Raw genomic sequence first — 18982 nt, 5'->3', positions numbered from 1 at the left:
CGGGATGATGTATCGTATGCATAAGTGGTTGGTAGCACTGTTGGTTGTGCTGTGCGCGCAGGCCGGAGCGGCAAGCTTGTCCGATATCCAGGTCTCTAATGGCGATAGCCAGGCCCGTATTACCTTTAGTTTTATCGGCGATCCCGAATACGCTTTTTCACAGCAGGGCAATCGCACGGTGGCGCTGGATATTAAGCAAACCGGGGTGATCCAGGGGCTTCCGCTTCAGTTCAGCGGCGACAATCTGGTGAAAGCGATCCGTTCCGGCACGCCGAAAGATAACCAGTCGCTGCGGCTGGTCGTCGATCTCACGCAAAACGGCAAAACGCGCGCGGTGAAGCAGCAAAACGGCGGTAACTATACCGTTGTCTTTACCATCAACGCCGATGCGCCGCCTCCGCCGCCCCCAGTCGTGACGCAACCACGCGTTGCGCCACCGGTCGTCGCGCAAACTCAACCTGTTCAAACCGCGCGGCCTGTGCAATTGACACAGCCGGCGAAAAATCCGTTTAAAACCGACAACGACCGCATCACCAGCGTTACTAACAGTAATACCGTGACGCGCCCTGCCATGCGCACGCGTACAGCGTCGGGTGATAAAGTGATCATTGCGATTGACGCCGGTCACGGCGGCCAGGATCCGGGGGCGATTGGACCGGGCGGTACGCGTGAGAAAAACGTTACCATCGCTATCGCGCGTAAACTGCGCACGCTGCTCAACAACGATCCAATGTTCAAAGCGGTGTTGACCCGCGACGGCGATTACTTTATCTCGGTGATGGGCCGTTCAGACGTGGCGCGTCAGCAGAATGCTAACTTCCTGGTGTCGATTCACGCCGATGCCGCGCCAAACCGCGACGCCACCGGCGCATCGGTCTGGGTGCTGTCAAACCGTCGCGCCAATAGCGAAATGGCAAGCTGGCTGGAACAGCACGAGAAGCAGTCTGAACTGCTCGGCGGCGCGGGCGACGTGCTTGCTAATAGCCAGTCCGATCCCTACCTGAGCCAGGCGGTGCTGGATTTACAATTCGGCCATTCGCAGCGCGTCGGGTATGATGTTGCCACCAATATGCTGAGCCAGCTCCAGCGCATCGGTTCGCTGCACAAGCGGCGGCCTGAGCACGCCAGCCTCGGCGTATTGCGCTCGCCGGATATTCCTTCCGTGCTGGTGGAAACCGGATTTATCAGCAATAACGGCGAGGAGCGACTGCTCGCCAGTGATGATTATCAGCAGCAGCTTGCCAATGCAATTTATGAAGGGCTGCGTAACTACTTCCAGGCGCATCCACTCCAGCCGGGTCCGCAGAGTGGGGCAGGCCAGGTGGCCAGCGCGTCATCGCCTGCCGGGATGCTACTTAACTAAGGAGATTTCATGCCGATTCAGGTTCTGCCGCCGCAGCTTGCAAACCAGATTGCCGCAGGTGAAGTGGTTGAACGCCCTGCATCGGTGGTGAAAGAGCTGGTAGAGAACAGTATCGATGCCGGTGCCACTCGTATTGATATTGATATTGAGCGCGGCGGCGCAAAGTTAATTCGCATCCGTGATAACGGCTGCGGTATCAAAAAAGACGAACTGGCACTGGCGCTCGCCCGCCACGCCACCAGTAAGATCACCACCCTTGACGATCTGGAAGCGATTATCAGCCTCGGCTTTCGCGGCGAGGCGCTGGCGAGTATCAGTTCCGTTTCGCGTCTGACCCTGACCTCACGCACGGCGGAGCAGCAGGAAGCCTGGCAGGCCTACGCGGAAGGGCGGGATATGGAGGTGACGGTCAAGCCCGCCGCTCATCCGGTGGGGACGACGCTGGAAGTGCTGGATCTGTTCTATAACACGCCCGCCAGGCGCAAGTTCATGCGCACCGAGAAAACCGAATTTAATCATATTGATGAGATTATTCGCCGCATCGCGCTGGCGCGTTTTGACGTCACCATTAACCTCAATCACAACGGTAAAATGGTGCGCCAGTACCGGGCCGTACAGCCGAACGCGCCGAGAGAGCGGCGGATGGGCGCGATTTGTGGGACCGCGTTTCTCGAACAGGCGCTGGCGATTGAGTGGCAGCACGGTGATCTGACGCTGCGCGGCTGGGTGGCCAATCCGCAGGGCACGACGGCGGCGCTGGCGGAGACGCAATACAGCTACGTCAACGGGCGTATGATGCGCGATCGCCTGATTAATCATGCGATTCGCCAGGCCTGCGAGGACAAACTGGGTATCGATCAGCAGCCCGCCTTTGTGCTGTATCTCGAAATCGATCCCCATCAGGTAGATGTTAACGTGCATCCTGCCAAGCATGAGGTGCGGTTCCACCAGTCACGGCTGGTGCATGATTTTATTTACCAGGGCGTGTTAAGCGTCTTACAGCAAAGCCACGATATTCCATTGCCGCTGGCAGATGAAAATACCCCTGCGCCGCGTCACGTACCGGAAAACCGCGTCGCTGCCGGTCGCAATCAATTTGCCGAGCCAGCTCCGGCGCGAGAAGCCCCCGCAGCACGACCTTCTGCCCCTTCAGGCAATGGCGGCGGCGCAAGCTGGCCTAACGCGCAGCCGGGCTACCAGAAAAAGCAGGGAACACTCTACCGGGAGCTGCTGCAAACGCCTGGTACGCAACGCGAGGTCCGCGAACCACAACCCGCCGCGCCAGTGCTGGAAGGCCACAGCCAAAGCTTCGGCCGGGTGTTAACCATCCTGCATACTGAATATGCACTGATGGAGCGGGAAGGGAAGCTCTGTTTGCTCTCGCTGCCAGTGGCAGAGCGCTGGCTAAGACAAGCGCAGCTAACGCCGGGCAAAAACGAGATTTGCGCCCAGCCGCTGCTGATCCCGCTGCGTCTGAAAGTATCTGCACCTGAAATGACGGCGCTGAAGGCGGCGCAGCAGTCGCTGGCGACATTGGGTATTGAATTTCAATCAGATGCGCAATATGTGACAATTCGCGCCGTGCCTTTACCCTTACGGCAACAAAATTTACAAAACTTGATTTCTGAACTGATAGGCTACCTGGCGCAGCATACGACACACCATGTGGACGATATCGCCCTGTGGCTTGCGCGTAACCTGGCCAGCGAACATAGCCAGTGGAATATGGCGCAGGCTATCTCGGTGCTGGCAGATGTAGAACGTCTCTGCCCCCATTTAGTGATGTCGCCGCCGGGCGGATTATTACAACCTGTAGAGATACACACGGCGATGAATGCCCTGAAAGATGAGTAACGTGAGACAAGCAGAACTGCCGCAGGCAATTTTTTTAATGGGGCCAACGGCTTCCGGTAAGACCGCGCTAGCGATTGAGTTACGTAAAGTTTTGCCAGTAGAGTTGATAAGCGTCGACTCCGCCCTTATTTATCAGGGAATGGATATCGGGACGGCGAAACCGAGCAAAGAAGAGCGTCGCGCTGCGCCGCACCGTTTAGTAGACATTCTCGATCCTGCCCAGGCGTACTCCGCGGCCGATTTTCGCCGCGATGCGCTAAAAGAGATGGCAGAGATCACCGCAGCGGGCCGTATTCCGCTGCTGGTTGGCGGTACCATGTTGTATTTTAAGGCCTTACTGGAAGGGTTATCACCGCTGCCTTCAGCGGACCCGAGCGTCAGGGCGAAAATTGAACAGCAGGCCGCAGAGCAGGGATGGGACGCGTTACATCGGCAGCTCCAGACAATAGATCCGGTTTCGGCCACGCGTATTCATCCAAATGATCCGCAAAGACTTTCCCGGGCACTGGAAGTTTTTTTCATTTCGGGTAAAACTTTAACGGAACTGACGCAAACGTCAGGAGAGGCTCTGCCTTACAAGGTGCATCAGTTTGCCATCGCTCCGGCGAGCCGCGAACTGCTCCATCAGCGCATTGAGCAGCGTTTTCATCAGATGTTGGCTTCAGATTTTGAAGCAGAAGTGCGAGCGCTTTTTGCTCGTGGAGATTTGCATACGGACATGCCTTCCATTCGTTGTGTGGGATATCGCCAGATGTGGTCATATCTTGAAGGTGAAATATCATACGATGAAATGGTTTATCGAGGTGTTTGCGCCACGAGACAGTTAGCAAAACGCCAGGTCACCTGGCTGCGCGGCTGGGAAGGGGCTCACTGGCTGGATAGTGAAGAACCGGAACAGGCACGTAACAAGGTGTTGCAGGTAGTTGGTGCTAACGCTCATTGAATGTGTACAATTGAGTCGTATCGTGCGCAATTTGCAGAATCGTAAGGTTCTACGTACAAAACAAGCATACATATAAGGAAAAGAGAGAATGGCTAAGGGGCAATCTTTACAAGACCCGTTCCTGAACGCATTACGTCGTGAACGCGTTCCGGTTTCTATTTATTTGGTGAATGGTATTAAGCTGCAAGGTCAAATCGAATCTTTCGATCAGTTCGTGATTCTGCTGAAAAATACGGTAAGCCAGATGGTGTATAAGCACGCTATCTCTACCGTGGTTCCATCCCGTCCGGTATCGCATCACAGCAACAACGCTGCGGGTGGCACTGGCAGCAACTATCATCACGGTAGTAACGCGCAGGGTTCTTCTGCGTCCCAGCAAGACGGCGACGATAACGAGTAAGTTATTCGCTGTTTTCCAGGCAGGGGAGCTTGTTTTTTCAGGTTCCCCGCTGGTTATTAATGAGGGTTTACGCTTGTTTGACCGTTATGATGCCGGTGAGCAGGCGGTACTGGTACACATCTATTTTTCGCAAGACAAGGATATGGAAGACCTACAGGAGTTTGAATCTCTGGTCTCTTCCGCCGGTGTCGATGCAACTCAGGTGATTACCGGTAGCCGTAAAGCACCGCACCCCAAGTATTATGTTGGTGAAGGTAAAGCAGTTGAAATTGCGGAAGCCGTAAAAGCGACTGGCGCGTCAGTCGTGCTGTTTGATCACGCCTTGAGTCCGGCCCAGGAACGTAACCTGGAACGCTTATGCGAATGCCGGGTTATCGACCGTACCGGTCTTATCTTAGATATTTTTGCCCAGCGCGCCCGTACCCACGAGGGTAAATTACAGGTCGAGCTGGCACAGTTGCGTCATATGGCAACACGCCTGGTGCGTGGCTGGACGCACCTTGAAAGACAAAAAGGCGGTATTGGTTTGCGCGGCCCGGGGGAAACCCAGCTCGAAACCGACCGCCGTTTACTGCGCGACCGGATTATTCAAATCCAGTCACGGCTTGGCAAAGTGGAAAAACAGCGTGAGCAAGGGCGTCAATCACGCATTAAAGCCGATATTCCGACCGTTTCATTAGTGGGTTACACCAACGCTGGAAAATCGACGCTGTTTAATCAGATCACGGAATCACAGGTATACGCGGCAGATCAGCTCTTCGCCACCCTGGACCCGACGCTGCGCCGTATCGACGTCGTGGATGTTGGCGAAACCGTGCTGGCGGACACCGTTGGATTTATCCGCCATCTGCCACACGATCTGGTCGCGGCGTTTAAAGCGACGCTGCTGGAAACGCGTCAGGCGACGTTGCTGCTGCACATTATTGATGCCGCTGACGTTCGCGTGCAGGAAAACATAGACGCGGTGAATACCGTGCTCGATGAGATTGACGCGCATGAAATTCCCACCCTGCTGGTGATGAATAAAATCGATATGCTGGAAGATTTCGAGCCGCGTATCGATCGTGATGAAGAGAATAAACCGGTTCGCGTCTGGCTTTCTGCACAGACCGGAGCGGGTGTACCGCTGCTTTTCGAGGCTTTGACTGAACGGCTTTCCGGCGAAATAGCGCAGCATACGTTGCGTCTACCTCCGCAGGAAGGGCGTCTGAGAAGCCGGTTTTATCAGCTTCAGGCAATAGAAAAAGAGTGGCTCGAGGACGACGGCAGTATCAGTCTGCAAATTCGCCTGCCCATTGTTGACTGGCGTCGACTCTGTAAACAAGAACCTGCTCTGGTTGAATATATTATTTAACCCGGCCGAAGTTATTTTCCCTCTTTTAGAGGATGCCCGGAACGTGCAGCACAGATGCGACGGGTATATCACCGCATAACAAATATGGAGTACAGACATGGCGTGGAACCAGCCCGGTAATAACGGACAAGACCGCGACCCCTGGGGAAGTAATAAACCTGGCGGCAACCCCGGTGGAAATGGAAACAAAGGCGGTCGTGAACAGGGACCGCCCGATCTGGACGATATCTTTCGCAAGCTGAGTAAGAAACTCGGCGGCTTCGGCGGTGGCGGAAAAGGAACCGGCGGCGGTGCGCCGCAGGGACCTCGCGCTCAAATGGGCGGCCGCATTGTCGGTATCGTTGTCGCGGCAGTAGTTATTATCTGGGCGGCCAGTGGTTTCTATACCATTAAAGAAGCGGAACGCGGCGTGGTAACGCGCTTTGGAAAATTCAGCCACCTGGTTGAACCGGGTCTGAACTGGAAACCAACCTTTATTGACGACGTTACCGCCGTCAACGTCGAGGCTGTGCGTGAACTGGCGGCGTCCGGCGTCATGCTGACCTCAGACGAAAACGTAGTGCGCGTTGAGATGAACGTGCAGTACCGCATCACCGATCCGCGTCGTTATCTGTTCAGCGTCACCAGCGCTGATGACAGTCTGCGTCAGGCCACGGATAGCGCATTACGCGGTGTGATCGGTAAATACACCATGGACCGTATTCTGACCGAAGGTCGTACCGTGATTCGTAGCGATACCCAGCGCGAACTGGAGGAGACCATTCGTCCGTACAATATGGGTATTACTCTGCTGGACGTTAACTTCCAGGCCGCACGTCCGCCGGAAGCCGTTCAGGCGGCGTTTGACGATGCGATTTCCGCCCGTGAAAACGAGCAGCAATCCATTCGTGAAGCAGAAGCGTACAGCAACGAAGTGCAGCCGCGTGCTAACGGGTCAGCGCAGCGTATTCTGGAAGAAGCCCGCGCGTACAAAACGCGGACGGTGTTAGAAGCGCAGGGTGAAGTCGCACGCTTTGCCAAGATGCTGCCGGAATATAAAGCCGCGCCGGAAATCACCCGCGAGCGTCTGTATATCGAAACCATGGAAAAAGTCCTTAGCCATACCCGCAAAGTGCTGGTTAACGACAAGGGCGGTAACCTGATGGTTCTGCCGCTGGATCAAATGCTTAAAGGCAACAGCGCGTCTTCCGCAAAGAGCGATCGCAGTGGCGCGGATAACGTTCTGCGTCTGCCACCTGCGGCTTCAGGCAGCAATAGCGGTGCCAATAAATCATCGTCTGCCGAACAGGGCGATATCATGGATCAACGCCGCGTGAATGCGCAGCGTAATGACTACCAGCGTCAGGGGGAATAACGATGCGTAAGTCTGTTATTGCGATTATCATCATCGTGCTGGTAGTGCTTTATACCTCATTGTTTGTGGTGAAAGAAGGCGAGCGTGGGATCACCATGCGCTTCGGTAAAGTACTGCGTGACGACGATAACAAACCGCTGATTTTCGAACCGGGCCTGCACTTTAAGGTTCCGTTTATCGAATCGGTGAAAACACTCGATGCCCGAATTCAGACCATGGATAACCAGGCCGATCGTTTTGTAACAAAAGAGAAAAAAGACCTGATCGTTGACTCCTATATCAAATGGCGTATCAGCGACTTCAGCCGTTACTACCTGGCAACCGGTGGTGGCGACGTTTCTCAGGCAGAAGTGCTGCTGAAACGTAAGTTCTCTGACCGTCTGCGTTCTGAAATTGGTCGTCTGGATGTGAAAGACATCGTTACCGACTCCCGTGGTCGTCTGACGCTGGAAGTCCGTGAAGCCCTGAACTCAGGCTCTGCTGGTACGGAAGACGAAGTGGCCACGCCGGGCGCAGATAACGAAATCGCCAAGGCAGCCGAGCGCGTTGCGGCGGAAACCAACGGTAAAGTCCCGGTGGTGAATCCGAACAGTATGGCGGCGCTGGGTATTGAAGTGGTTGATGTGCGGATCAAGCAAATCAACCTGCCGACTGAAGTCTCCGAGGCGATTTACAACCGTATGCGCGCCGAGCGTGAAGCGGTCGCGCGTCGTCACCGTTCACAGGGTGAAGAAGAGAAAGAGAAAATCCAGGCTGCAGCGGATTACGAAGTTACCAAAACGCTGGCAGAAGCCGAGCGTCAGGGCCGCATTATGCGCGGTGAAGGTGATGCTGAAGCCGCTAAGCTGTTCGCCGATGCGTTCAGCCAGGACCCGGATTTCTACGCCTTTATCCGTAGCCTGCGCGCTTACGAGAAGAGCTTCGAAAGCAATCAGGACGTGATGGTAATGAGTCCGGACAGCGATTTCTTCCGTTATATGAAGACGCCGACTAACGCGACGCGTTAATATCGCGTTAGTGACGGTTCGATAAAAACCACCGTCTCTCTTAGTGAGGGCGGTGGTTTTCTTTTTATTGGGATAAAAATGAACTCAACAATCTTACTGGCCCTCGCGTTGGTTTTAGTCCTCGAAGGCCTGGGTCCAATGCTTTACCCTCGCGCCTGGCGCAAAATGATCGCCGCCATGACCCAGCTACCGGACACTATTTTACGCCGTTTCGGTGGCGGACTTGTGGTTGCTGGCTTTGTGATCTACTACATGTTGACGAAAACGATTGGCTGATCAAAAAGTGGCCTGATTTGCTGTTTTTGGGGTGCAAAAAGTGCTGATTAACCTAAAAAGCGGTGGTAGAATCCATTTTTAAGCAATCGGTGATTTTAAAATGGGTAACAACGTCGTCGTACTGGGCACCCAATGGGGTGACGAAGGTAAAGGGAAGATCGTCGATCTTCTGACTGAACGGGCTAAATATGTGGTGCGCTATCAGGGCGGTCACAACGCAGGCCATACTCTCGTAATCAACGGTGAAAAAACCGTTCTCCATCTTATTCCATCAGGCATTCTCCGCGATAACGTCACCAGCATCATCGGTAACGGCGTTGTGCTGTCGCCTGCTGCGCTGATGAAAGAGATGAAAGAACTGGAAGACCGTGGTATCCCGGTTCGTGAGCGTCTGTTGCTCTCTGAAGCCTGCCCGCTGATCCTCGACTATCACGTCGCGCTGGACGTGGCGCGTGAAAAAGCGCGCGGCGCGAAAGCCATCGGTACGACCGGTCGCGGCATCGGCCCGGCTTATGAAGATAAAGTAGCCCGTCGCGGTCTGCGCGTTGGCGACCTGTTCGACAAAGCCACCTTCGCCGACAAACTGAAAGAAGTGATGGAATATCACAACTTCCAACTGGTGAACTTCTACAAGGTTGAGGCCGTTGACTACCAGAAAGTGCTGGACGATGTGATGGCAATTGCCGACATCCTCACCGCGATGGTAGTTGATGTTTCCGATCTGCTGGATCAGGCGCGTCAGCGCGGCGACTTCGTCATGTTCGAAGGCGCGCAGGGCACGCTGCTGGATATCGACCACGGTACCTATCCGTATGTGACCTCGTCTAACACCACCGCGGGTGGCGTGGCGACCGGTTCCGGCCTGGGTCCGCGTTATGTTGATTACGTGCTCGGCATCATTAAAGCGTACTCCACTCGTGTGGGTGCCGGTCCGTTCCCGACCGAGCTGTTTGATGACACCGGCGAGTTCCTGTGCAAACAGGGTAACGAATACGGTGCCACCACCGGTCGTCGTCGTCGCACCGGCTGGCTGGATGCGGTTGCGGTAAAACGTGCGGTGCAGATCAACTCCCTGTCCGGCTTCTGCCTGACCAAGCTGGACGTGCTGGACGGACTGAAAGAGGTGAAAATCTGCGTCGGTTATCGTATGCCGGATGGCCGCGAAGTCACCGTTACGCCGCTGGCTGCCGACAACTGGGAAGGTATCGAGCCAATTTACGAAACCCTGCCGGGCTGGTCTGAGTCGACGTTTGGCGTGAAAGAGCGTAGCGGCCTGCCGCAGACGGCGCTGGACTACATTAAACGTATCGAAGAACTGACCGGCGTTCCGGTTGATATCATCTCTACTGGTCCGGATCGTACCGAGACCATGATCCTGCGCGATCCGTTCGACGCATAATCATTATTGATGACTGGCCTGCGACGAAACGCGCAGGCCAGATAAGCAAAGCCCGCCCTGAACTTCTGCTTTTTGTCCCCTCGATCAAATAAATTAGCGGCCTGACGGTTGGCTGGTTTATCATCACTGCTATAAATATCCGCTTTTCCCCTGTTTTGAGGTTGATGTGCAGTTAACGAGTTTTACCGATTACGGATTGCGTGCGCTAATCTATATGGCATCGCTGCCGGCCGGACGAATGACCAGTATCTCCGAGGTTACCGAGGTGTATGGCGTATCCCGTAATCATATGGTCAAAATAATCAATCAGCTTAGTCGTGCCGGCTATGTCGCCGCCGTGCGGGGAAAAAACGGTGGGATCCGGTTGGGCAGGCCGGCTGAAACTATTCGTATCGGTGATGTTGTGCGTGAACTGGAGCCGCTGACGCTGGTGAACTGTAGCAGCGCATTTTGCCACATTACGCCAGCCTGTCGTCTGAAGCAGGCGCTTTCACAGGCCGTGCAGAGTTTCCTTAAGGAACTGGATAACCTCACGCTGGCCGATTTGGTTGAAGAAAATCAACCGCTTTATAAATTATTACTGGTGGAGTAACGATTATCGCCATCAGCGCTGACAACGGAGGAACCGCTATGTCACAAGATCCTTTCCTGAACCGCGAAGCAGAAAAATACGCGAACCCTATCCCGAGCCGGGAATTTATCCTCGAACATTTAACCAAACGTGAAAAACCGGCCAACCGCGAAGAGCTGGCGGTTGAACTCAACATTGAAGGCGAAGAACAAACCGAAGCCCTGCGTCGCCGTCTGCGCGCCATGGAGCGCGATGGACAACTGGTTTTCACTCGTCGTCAGTGCTACGCCCTTCCGGAACGTCTCGACCTGCTTAAAGGCGTGGTGATTGGTCATCGCGACGGCTTCGGCTTCCTGCGCGTAGAAGGACGCAAAGACGATCTCTACCTCTCCAGCGAGCAGATGAAAACCTGCATCCACGGCGATCAGGTTCTGGCGCAGCCGCTGGGCGCTGACCGCAAAGGCCGCCGCGAAGCGCGTATTGTGCGCGTGCTGGTGCCGAAAACCAGCCAGATTGTTGGCCGCTACTTTACCGACGCGGGCGTCGGCTTTGTGGTGCCGGACGACAGCCGCCTGAGCTTCGATATCCTGATCCCGCCGGAAGAGGTGATGGGCGCGCGCATGGGCTTCGTGGTGGTGGTCGAACTGACCCAGCGCCCGACCCGTCGCACCAAAGCCGTGGGTAAAATTGTCGAAGTCCTCGGCGATAACATGGGCACCGGCATGGCGGTCGATATGGCGCTGCGCACGCATGAAATTCCTTACATCTGGCCGCAGGCCGTTGAAGAGCAGATTGCCCACCTGAAAGAGCAGGTGCCGGAAGAGGCCAAAGTGGGCCGCGTCGATCTGCGCAACCTGCCGCTGGTCACTATTGATGGCGAAGACGCCCGCGACTTTGACGATGCGGTATACTGCGAGAAAAAACGCGGCGGTGGCTGGCGTCTGTGGGTGGCGATTGCCGACGTGAGCTATTATGTGCGTCCGCCAACCCCGCTCGATCAGGAAGCGCGTAATCGCGGCACCTCCGTTTACTTCCCGTCGCAGGTCGTTCCGATGCTGCCGGAAGTGCTCTCTAACGGCCTGTGCTCGCTGAACCCGCAGGTTGACCGCCTGTGTATGGTCTGTGAGATGACCATCTCCTCGAAAGGTCGCCTGACCGGCTTTAAATTCTACGAAGCGGTGATGAGTTCTCACGCACGCCTGACTTATACCAAAGTCTGGCATATGTTGCAGGGTGACCAGGATCTGCGTGAGCAGTATGCGCCGCTGGTCAAACACATCGAAGAGTTGCACAACCTCTACAAGGTACTGGATGTCGCTCGCGAAGAGCGCGGCGGGATCTCGTTTGAAAGCGAAGAAGCGAAGTTTATCTTTAACGCCGAACGCCGTATTGAACGTATCGAGCAGACGCAGCGCAATGACGCGCATAAGCTGATTGAAGAGTGCATGATCCTGGCGAACATCTCGGCGGCACGGTTCGTTGAGAAAGCCAAAGAGCCTGCGCTGTTCCGTATCCATGACAAACCGACCAACGAAGCCATTACCTCCTTCCGTTCTGTGCTGGCGGAGTTGGGGCTGGAACTGCCGGGCGGCAACAAGCCGGAGCCGCGCGATTATGCGGAGCTATTGACGTCAATTGCCGACCGTCCCGATGCAGAAATGCTGCAAACCATGCTGCTGCGCTCGATGAAACAGGCGATTTACGATCCGGAAAACCGTGGTCACTTTGGCCTGGCGTTATCGTCATATGCTCACTTCACTTCGCCAATTCGCCGTTATCCGGATTTGTCACTGCACCGTGCCATCAAATATCTGCTGGCGAAAGAGCAGGGCCATGAGGGCAACAGCACCGAGACTGGCGGTTATCACTACTCCGTAGAAGAGATGCTGCAACTGGGCCAGCACTGTTCCCTGACCGAGCGCCGCGCCGATGAAGCGACCCGCGACGTTTCTGACTGGCTGAAGTGCGACTTTATGCTGGATCAGGTAGGCAACGTCTTCCCCGGCGTGATTGCCAGCGTCACCGGTTTTGGCTTTTTTGTCCGTTTAAGCGATTTGTTCATCGACGGTCTGGTACACGTCTCCTCGCTGGATAACGACTACTACCGCTTCGACCAGGTCGGGCAGCGCCTGATTGGTGAATCCGGTGGCCAGACGTACCGTCTCGGCGACCGCGTGGAAGTGCGCGTCGAAGCGGTCAATATGGACGAACGTAAAATCGACTTTTCGCTGATTTCCAGCGAACGTGCGCCGCGTAATGAAGGCAAAACCGCACGTGAAAAAGCCAGAAAAGGCGCACCGGCTAAAAGTTCCGGCAAGCGTCGCCAGGCTGGCAAGAAAGTCAATTTCGAGCCGGACAGCGCGTTCCGTAGTGGGAAGGGTAAAACCAAACCTAAAGCGGAAAAAGCGGGTGAAAGCAAAGGCGTAAAGAAGGCGAAAAAACCGTCGGCGAAGACGCAAAAAATCGCGGCGGCCACCAAAGCCAAACGCGCGGCGAAAAAGAAAATCGCTGAATAACCTGCTTAATAACCCTCTTCCAGCGAAGAGGGTTAAATCGTGTGCAATACAGGCTAACAGGGGAAACGGCGGGATTGGGTTCCCGGAGGGAGGCCCAACCCGGCGGTCGCCCCGATGACCACGGACGGTTTACCACCCACTTCACTCTCTTCCAGCAAAGCGGATTATTCTTTTTTGATTGAAGCTATTCCATTCCGCCATAAATAATGGCTTGCTTCCCGCCGTCTCCGCCCTTATCTCAATTCCGGCAATGGATATTTTTTATTATTGATTAGCCGCTGAAACCAGATGTGTATAGTGAATCCCATGTTATTCGTTGACCCGATGAAAAAGTGCGGGCGTTAAATAGAATGTGATTTACAAGGAGCTATTATGCATCTGGCCCGATTTCCGCGCCTTTCCCTCGGTCATTTCCCGACACCTTTAGAGCCTCTTGATAATTTAAGCAAATTATTGGGTGGCCCGAAAATATGGATTAAACGCGACGACGCGACCGGCCTTGCCACCGGCGGTAATAAAACCCGCAAACTGGAATTTTTGCTGGCGGATGCGCTGCAAAAAAAAGCCGATATTGTTATCACCCAGGGTGCGACGCAATCTAACCACGTGCGCCAGACCATTGCCGGGGCGGCGACGCTGGGGCTGAAGGCGAAAGTGCTGCTGGAAAAACGCGTGACGGACTTTGGCGAGGATTATCAGCGCTCCGGCAACATCCAACTGGACCTTTTGCTGGGCGGGGACATTGTCGCTCACCTGCCGGGCGGCACCGATATGCAGCAGGCGATGGAAGAATATGCCGCCGAACTGCGCGAACAGGGGCATAACCCCTATGTCATTCCCGGCGGCGGCTCCAACGCCATCGGCGCACTCGGCTATGCCGCCTGTGCTGAAGAACTGTTGTATCAATCCTCGCAGCTACGTCTGCGCATCGATCATGTGGTCCATGCGACCGGCAGTACCGGCACACAGGCCGGGCTGGTCGCGGGATTCACCGCCACCAATAGCCATATCCCGGTACTCGGCATCAGCGTGCGTGCGCCGAAAGCGAAGCAGGAAGAGAACGTCTGGAATCTGGCGTCGCGCACCCGCGAACTGCTGGGCGTGCCGGGCGATCTTCCCCGCGAAACGGTGGTGGCGAACAGCGATTACGTTGGCGATGGTTACGGCCTGCCAACCGAAAGCATGCTGGAAGCGCTGCGTCTGCTGGCGCAGCACGAAGGTATCCTGCTCGATCCGGTTTACTCCGGCAAAGGCATGGCGGGCCTGATTGACCTGATCCGCAAAGGCCATTTCCGCAAAGATGACAATGTGGTGTTTATCCATACCGGCGGCTCGGCAGGCCTGTTTGGCTATCGCCAGGTATTTGAACGATGAGCCAGCCGTTTCTGCTCGGCGTGCTGGGCGGCATGGGGCCGCTGGCCACCGTTGACTTTCTGTCTACGCTGCTGGCCGTAACGCCCGCCGCCAGTGACCAGCAGCAGATCCCGACGGTGGTCTGGAACGTGCCGCAAATCGCCGATCGACAGAAAGCGCTGGCGGGCAGCGGCCCGTCGCCGCTACCGCAGCTACTGACCGGGATTGCAAAACTGAATCAGGCAGGCGCGACCCATATTGTCATCCCCTGCAATACCGCCCATCACTGGTATTCCGCGTTAAGTGACGTTAGCCGCGCGCCGTTGCTGCATATCGTGGAAGCGACTATCGCCGCCGTGGTGGAGGCCAGCCCTGTCTCGCAGCGAATCGGCATCATTGCTACCAAAGGTACGCTGGACGCCGGGTGGTTTCAGCGCGGCCTGCAGCAGCACGGCATCACGCCGATTGTGCCTCATGACGCTGAGCTGGAGACATGGTTTGTTCCCGGCTGTTATGCGGTCAAACGCGGCGATCTGGCTGAAGGCGGCGCGGCTTTTCTGCATCAGGCGAAAGCACTGTTTGAGCGCGGGGCGGAAAAGCTGATCCTCGCCTGCACTGAAGTACCCGTCGCGTTGCGGGCGGTAAACGCGCCGTTCTTACCGCTGACGTTCGATCCCGCTCAGGCACTGGCAGAGCGATGTTCGAAAATATGGCAGGACTACCGCACCACTTATTTAACGTAACTGAATACATCTCAAAGGATAAAAAATGAAAAAAAGTCTCTGCTTATTAATTGCAGCGGGTGGATTATGGGCCAGCGCCAGCTTTGCACAAACGCCGCCGGAAGTTCGGGTGGCCTACAGCGGTGGCTCGCAGGTATTAATGCTGGCAAAAGCGGACGGCTCGCTGGATAAAGCGCTAAACAGCAAAGTGAAATGGGTGCAATTTGCTTCCGGCGCGGACGCATTAAGTTATTTCGCCAGTAATGCCATTGATATTGCTAATTTCGGCTCCAGCCCGGCGACCGCTGGAATTGTGCGTAAATTGCCGGTGGAAATTATTGGGGTGTCCGGCGTGATTGCCAGTTACGAGCGGTTAATTGGCAAAGACGGCATCAATAATATTAAAGATATCGAAGGTAAACGCGTGGCTTATCCGCCAAATTCCACCGCGCAATATGCGCTGGAAGCGGCGATCAGCGTCAATAAACTCGACCGTAGCAAAATTACCCTGCTGCCGCTGCGTCCGGCGGAAATGGTTGCAGCATGGAAACGCGGAGATATCGATGCCGGCTACGTCTGGGCACCCTTTGCTCAGGAGCTGGAAACCTCCGGCGGCCATCAGGTCTTCGCCACCAAAGACCTGCAAAAAGACGGCTACCTGATTTACAACAACTACGTGGTGCGTAAAGCCTTTGCCGACCAGTATCCGGAAACGGTCAGCGCGTTCCTGCGCGTCCATCAGCAAAAAGTGGACGAGTTTAAAAAAGATCCTGAGCGTGCGGCAGCCGTTGTGGCGAAAGAAGTGGGCGCGCCGGTCACCACTGCCGCCAATACGCTGGGTGGGCTGGAATACCCGACCCTGAGCGAGCAGGGTACCGCCGCCTGGCTGGGCAACGGTACGCAGACCACCGGGAGCGGGATCGGCAAAGCGCTGACCAAAACCTCCAGCTTCCTGGCAGGCATTGGTGAGATCCGCAAACGTGATATTCCGGCCAACTGGGACACCGCCATCAACTCGCGTTACATCCGGGAAGCGGCAGCAAAATGAGATTAGGTCAGCATGTCGCTATCAGCGTGGTGTCGGTAGCAATCTTTTTTAGCCTCTGGCAGATAGCCGCTACCCGGCAGTGGGTAGACCCGCTGCTGCTGCCGTCGCTGACGGATATTGGCTTAACCGCGGAGGAACTGCTGGCGGACGGTTATCGTCAGGTACCGTTATGGGAGCATATTGCCGTCAGCCTGGCGCGCGCGCTCAGCGCCTTTGCGGTGGCGATTGTTATCGGTATTCCGCTGGGGCTGCTGATGGGAATGTCCGACGGCCTGTCCGCCGTCCTCAATCCCTTCGTGCAGTTCCTGCGTCCGCTGCCGAAAATTGCGCTGATCCCGCTGGCGGTGGTCTGGCTGGGCATCGGCGAAGCGTCGAAATTCTTCCTGATCTTCATCGCCACTTTCTTAAGCGTAGTGGTGGGTGCCAGCGCGGCGGTAGAACGTATTGGTCGTTCACGAATTCGTGTGGCGCAGACGCTGGGCGCGACGCGGCGGCAGATCTTCCTGCGCGTGGTGCTGCCGGATGCGCTGCCGGAATTGTTCACCACCGTCCGGTTGTCGATCGGTATTGGCTGGACGTCATTGATTGCCGCTGAAATGGTCGCCGCCAGTTCCGGGCTGGGCTGGATGGTGATCAACGCCAGCTCTTATCTGCGTACCGATATTGTCATGCTCGGTATTTTGCTGCTCGGCGGTATTGGCTATCTGCTGGATTTATTACTTCTGGGGCTGCAACGGCTGTTTGTACCCTGGGCGGGGAAAGAGTGATGACGAGTCAAATCGCGCTGGAAAAGGTGTCGCTGACCTTTGCGGCAAAGCCGCAGCCGCTGAACGTGCTGGAGGACGTCTCGCTGACGTTGACGAAAGGGGAGTTTGTGGTGCTGCTGGGGCCGTCAGGCTGCGGGAAATCCACCATTCTCAACCTGGTCGCCGGGTTTACGCGCCCGGACAGTGGAAAGGTGCTGGCCGGAGGGAAGCCGGTACAGCGACCGGGGCCGAACCGGGGAATGATTTTCCAGCAGCCGAACCTGTTTCCGTGGCTGTCGGTGCTGGATAACGTCACCTTCGGCCCGCGGCTGGGTCGCTATAACAAAGATGAAGTGAATGCCCTGGCGCGGGACTGGCTGGCGCGCGTGGGACTGAAAGGCTTTGAAAACCATGCGCCGTGGCAGCTCTCCGGCGGCATGAAACAGCGGGTGGCGCTGGCGCGCGCCTGGCTTCCCGGACCGGAAGTGCTGCTGCTGGACGAACCGTTCGGCGCGTTAGATGCGCAGACACGCCTGATGATGCAGGAACTGCTGTACAAAGCGTGGCTTGATACCGACACCACGCTGCTGTTCGTCACGCATGACGTGGACGAGGCGCTATACCTCGCCGATCGCATTCTGATCATGTCAGCGCGTCCGGGCAAAATCGTCGAGGAGATTGCCCTGCCGTTTGGGCGCGAACGCGACATTGAAACCTTTGCGGAACACCCGCAGTACGGCGAGATCAAACATCACGTTCTGCACCGCGTCCGTCAGGAGGCAAAGCGTCATCTGAGTTAATCCGTCAATCAACTGTTATACCTGAGGTGGAAGCAATGAGCACAAGCGAATTACAAGCCCGTCTGGACCAGAGTATTGATCAACACCGCGACGACTATATTGCGATTTCGAAAGATATCCATGCGCATCCGGAAACCGGGAATAACGAATATTACGCCAACGAGGTATTAACGGCGCTATTAAGGAAACACGGATTCACCGTCACCTCCAACGTCGCCGGGCATGAAACCGCTTTTTATGCGGTAAAAGAGAGTGCAAAACCGGGGCCGACCATCGCCTTTCTGGCGGAGTATGACGCGCTGATCGACATCGGTCACGCCTGTGGTCATAACATCATCGGCGTTACCAGTATCGCCGCGGCGATTGCACTGAGTGAGACGCTGGATCAGACCGGCGGCAAGGTGGTGGTGCTCGGCACGCCTGCCGAAGAGGGCGGACTGCGCGGCAAGGGCGGTATCAACGGTAACGTCAAAGCGCGCTTTGTTGAGCATGGTTTTCTGGAAGATGTCGATGTGGCGCTGATGGTCCATCCGTCCGGAAAAACGCGGCTCACCGGTCCGTCGCTTGCCAACAATCACCTCTATTTTCATTTCTACGGCAAGCCCTCACACGCGGGCAGTTCGCCGCACAAAGGGGTTAACGCGCTGGATGCGCTGGTGCTGCTGTACAACGGCATTAGCGTGCTGCGCCAGCAACTTCCAGACGGCGTGCGGGTGCACGGCATTATCACTAACGGTGGACAGGCACCGAACGTGATCCCGGAATATGCCTCAGGACATTTTTACATTCGTGCCGCCACCCGCGAGCAGGTCATTGAACTGGAACCGCGTATCCGCGCCATTGCGGAAGGTGCTGCGCTGGCGACCGGCACCACGGTCAAAATCGAACATCAGGTCGGCCCGCGCGATTTTCGTATCAACCATGCGCTTAACGCCGTGCTACTGGACGAGTTCACCGCCGCCGGAGAGCACGTCGATCTGAAGGAGAAAGAGGGGCTGGGATCGACCGACGCGGGCGACATCAGCCATGCGGTGCCGACGGCCCATCCTTACATCAAAATCGGTCCTGACGATTTGATTGGTCATACCGTGGCGTTCCGCGAGGCGGCCAACTCCGCCAAAGGTTATGAAGCACTGATTACTGGTGCGCAGGTGCTGGCGCGTACCGGGCTGCGTCTGCTGACCGAGCCTGCGCTATTGCAGGATGTGAAAGACGAATTTGCCGGACGTAAGACGGCAACGCGGGCTGCATAACCTCTGACCGGAGCACGATGATA

Annotated in this window: 17 protein-coding genes; all 17 read left to right on the top strand. The window is 56.0% G+C overall.

Annotation, left to right across the window (positions count from 1 at the left end; translation table 11 throughout):
* Window positions 1-4: 4 nt before the first annotated feature.
* The gene (gene amiB, locus ACMGGS_RS03805; RefSeq protein ID WP_414165101.1) at window positions 5-1363 is read left to right on the top strand and encodes an N-acetylmuramoyl-L-alanine amidase AmiB; all 1359 of its coding nucleotides are present in this window, start codon (window positions 5-7) and stop codon (window positions 1361-1363) included.
* A 9-nt stretch (window positions 1364-1372) separates the two neighbouring features.
* Window positions 1373-3217: a DNA mismatch repair endonuclease MutL gene (gene mutL / locus ACMGGS_RS03800; RefSeq protein ID WP_414165100.1), complete on the top strand. Its 1845-nt coding sequence runs from the start codon at window positions 1373-1375 to the stop codon at window positions 3215-3217.
* Window positions 3210-4160, top strand: a complete 951-nt coding sequence (gene miaA / locus ACMGGS_RS03795) for a tRNA (adenosine(37)-N6)-dimethylallyltransferase MiaA (protein ID WP_414165099.1) — start codon at window positions 3210-3212, stop codon at window positions 4158-4160. Before mutL ends, miaA begins: the two co-directional genes overlap by 8 nt.
* A gap of 88 nt (window positions 4161-4248) precedes the next feature.
* Window positions 4249-4560: an RNA chaperone Hfq gene (gene hfq, locus ACMGGS_RS03790; RefSeq protein ID WP_176919246.1), complete on the top strand. Its 312-nt coding sequence runs from the start codon at window positions 4249-4251 to the stop codon at window positions 4558-4560.
* A 73-nt stretch (window positions 4561-4633) separates the two neighbouring features.
* Complete coding sequence (gene hflX, locus ACMGGS_RS03785; protein WP_176919247.1) at window positions 4634-5914, top strand: ribosome rescue GTPase HflX; 1281 nt, start codon at window positions 4634-4636, stop codon at window positions 5912-5914.
* Between the two features lie 97 nt (window positions 5915-6011).
* Window positions 6012-7268 carry an FtsH protease activity modulator HflK gene (gene hflK / locus ACMGGS_RS03780; protein ID WP_414165098.1) on the top strand — a complete coding sequence of 419 codons (1257 nt, stop codon included), beginning with the start codon at window positions 6012-6014 and terminating at the stop codon, window positions 7266-7268.
* Window positions 7269-7270: 2 nt separating this feature from the next.
* Window positions 7271-8275: a protease modulator HflC gene (hflC, locus tag ACMGGS_RS03775; RefSeq protein ID WP_176919249.1), complete on the top strand. Its 1005-nt coding sequence runs from the start codon at window positions 7271-7273 to the stop codon at window positions 8273-8275.
* Window positions 8276-8353: 78 nt separating this feature from the next.
* Complete coding sequence (locus ACMGGS_RS03770; protein ID WP_176919251.1) at window positions 8354-8551, top strand: DUF2065 domain-containing protein; 198 nt, start codon at window positions 8354-8356, stop codon at window positions 8549-8551.
* Window positions 8552-8651: 100 nt separating this feature from the next.
* On the top strand, window positions 8652-9950 hold the full coding sequence (gene purA, locus ACMGGS_RS03765) for an adenylosuccinate synthase (RefSeq protein WP_176919252.1): 1299 nt from the start codon (window positions 8652-8654) through the stop codon (window positions 9948-9950).
* 166 nt (window positions 9951-10116) lie between these two features.
* Window positions 10117-10542, top strand: coding sequence for a nitric oxide-sensing transcriptional repressor NsrR (gene nsrR / locus ACMGGS_RS03760; RefSeq protein WP_414165097.1), 426 nt, complete (start codon window positions 10117-10119; stop codon window positions 10540-10542).
* A 38-nt stretch (window positions 10543-10580) separates the two neighbouring features.
* Window positions 10581-13037 (top strand): ribonuclease R, encoded by a 2457-nt coding sequence (rnr, locus tag ACMGGS_RS03755; RefSeq protein ID WP_414165096.1) that lies wholly within the window; start codon window positions 10581-10583, stop codon window positions 13035-13037.
* Window positions 13038-13409: 372 nt separating this feature from the next.
* Window positions 13410-14411: a D-cysteine desulfhydrase gene (locus tag ACMGGS_RS03750; RefSeq protein WP_414165095.1), complete on the top strand. Its 1002-nt coding sequence runs from the start codon at window positions 13410-13412 to the stop codon at window positions 14409-14411.
* Window positions 14408-15133, top strand: a complete 726-nt coding sequence (locus ACMGGS_RS03745) for an aspartate/glutamate racemase family protein (protein ID WP_414165094.1) — start codon at window positions 14408-14410, stop codon at window positions 15131-15133. The genes ACMGGS_RS03750 and ACMGGS_RS03745 overlap by 4 nt, the downstream gene beginning before the upstream one ends.
* 25 nt (window positions 15134-15158) lie before the next feature.
* Window positions 15159-16160, top strand: a complete 1002-nt coding sequence (locus ACMGGS_RS03740) for a glycine betaine ABC transporter substrate-binding protein (RefSeq protein WP_414165093.1) — start codon at window positions 15159-15161, stop codon at window positions 16158-16160.
* Window positions 16157-16927: an ABC transporter permease gene (locus tag ACMGGS_RS03735; RefSeq protein WP_103678521.1), complete on the top strand. Its 771-nt coding sequence runs from the start codon at window positions 16157-16159 to the stop codon at window positions 16925-16927. Before ACMGGS_RS03740 ends, ACMGGS_RS03735 begins: the two co-directional genes overlap by 4 nt.
* A complete protein-coding gene (locus ACMGGS_RS03730; RefSeq protein WP_414165092.1) occupies window positions 16927-17706 on the top strand; it encodes an ABC transporter ATP-binding protein in 780 nt (259 codons plus the stop codon). Before ACMGGS_RS03735 ends, ACMGGS_RS03730 begins: the two co-directional genes overlap by 1 nt.
* Window positions 17707-17741: 35 nt before the next feature.
* Window positions 17742-18959: a M20 family metallopeptidase gene (locus tag ACMGGS_RS03725; protein ID WP_414165091.1), complete on the top strand. Its 1218-nt coding sequence runs from the start codon at window positions 17742-17744 to the stop codon at window positions 18957-18959.
* Window positions 18960-18982: the final 23 nt, after the last annotated feature.

Origin of the sequence: Superficieibacter sp. BNK-5, assembly GCF_047456055.1 — a bacterium.
GTDB lineage: Bacteria > Pseudomonadota > Gammaproteobacteria > Enterobacterales > Enterobacteriaceae > Superficieibacter.
The sequence above is the reverse complement of the archived record's forward strand: the minus strand, read 5'-3'. Positions and strand labels throughout refer to the sequence as shown.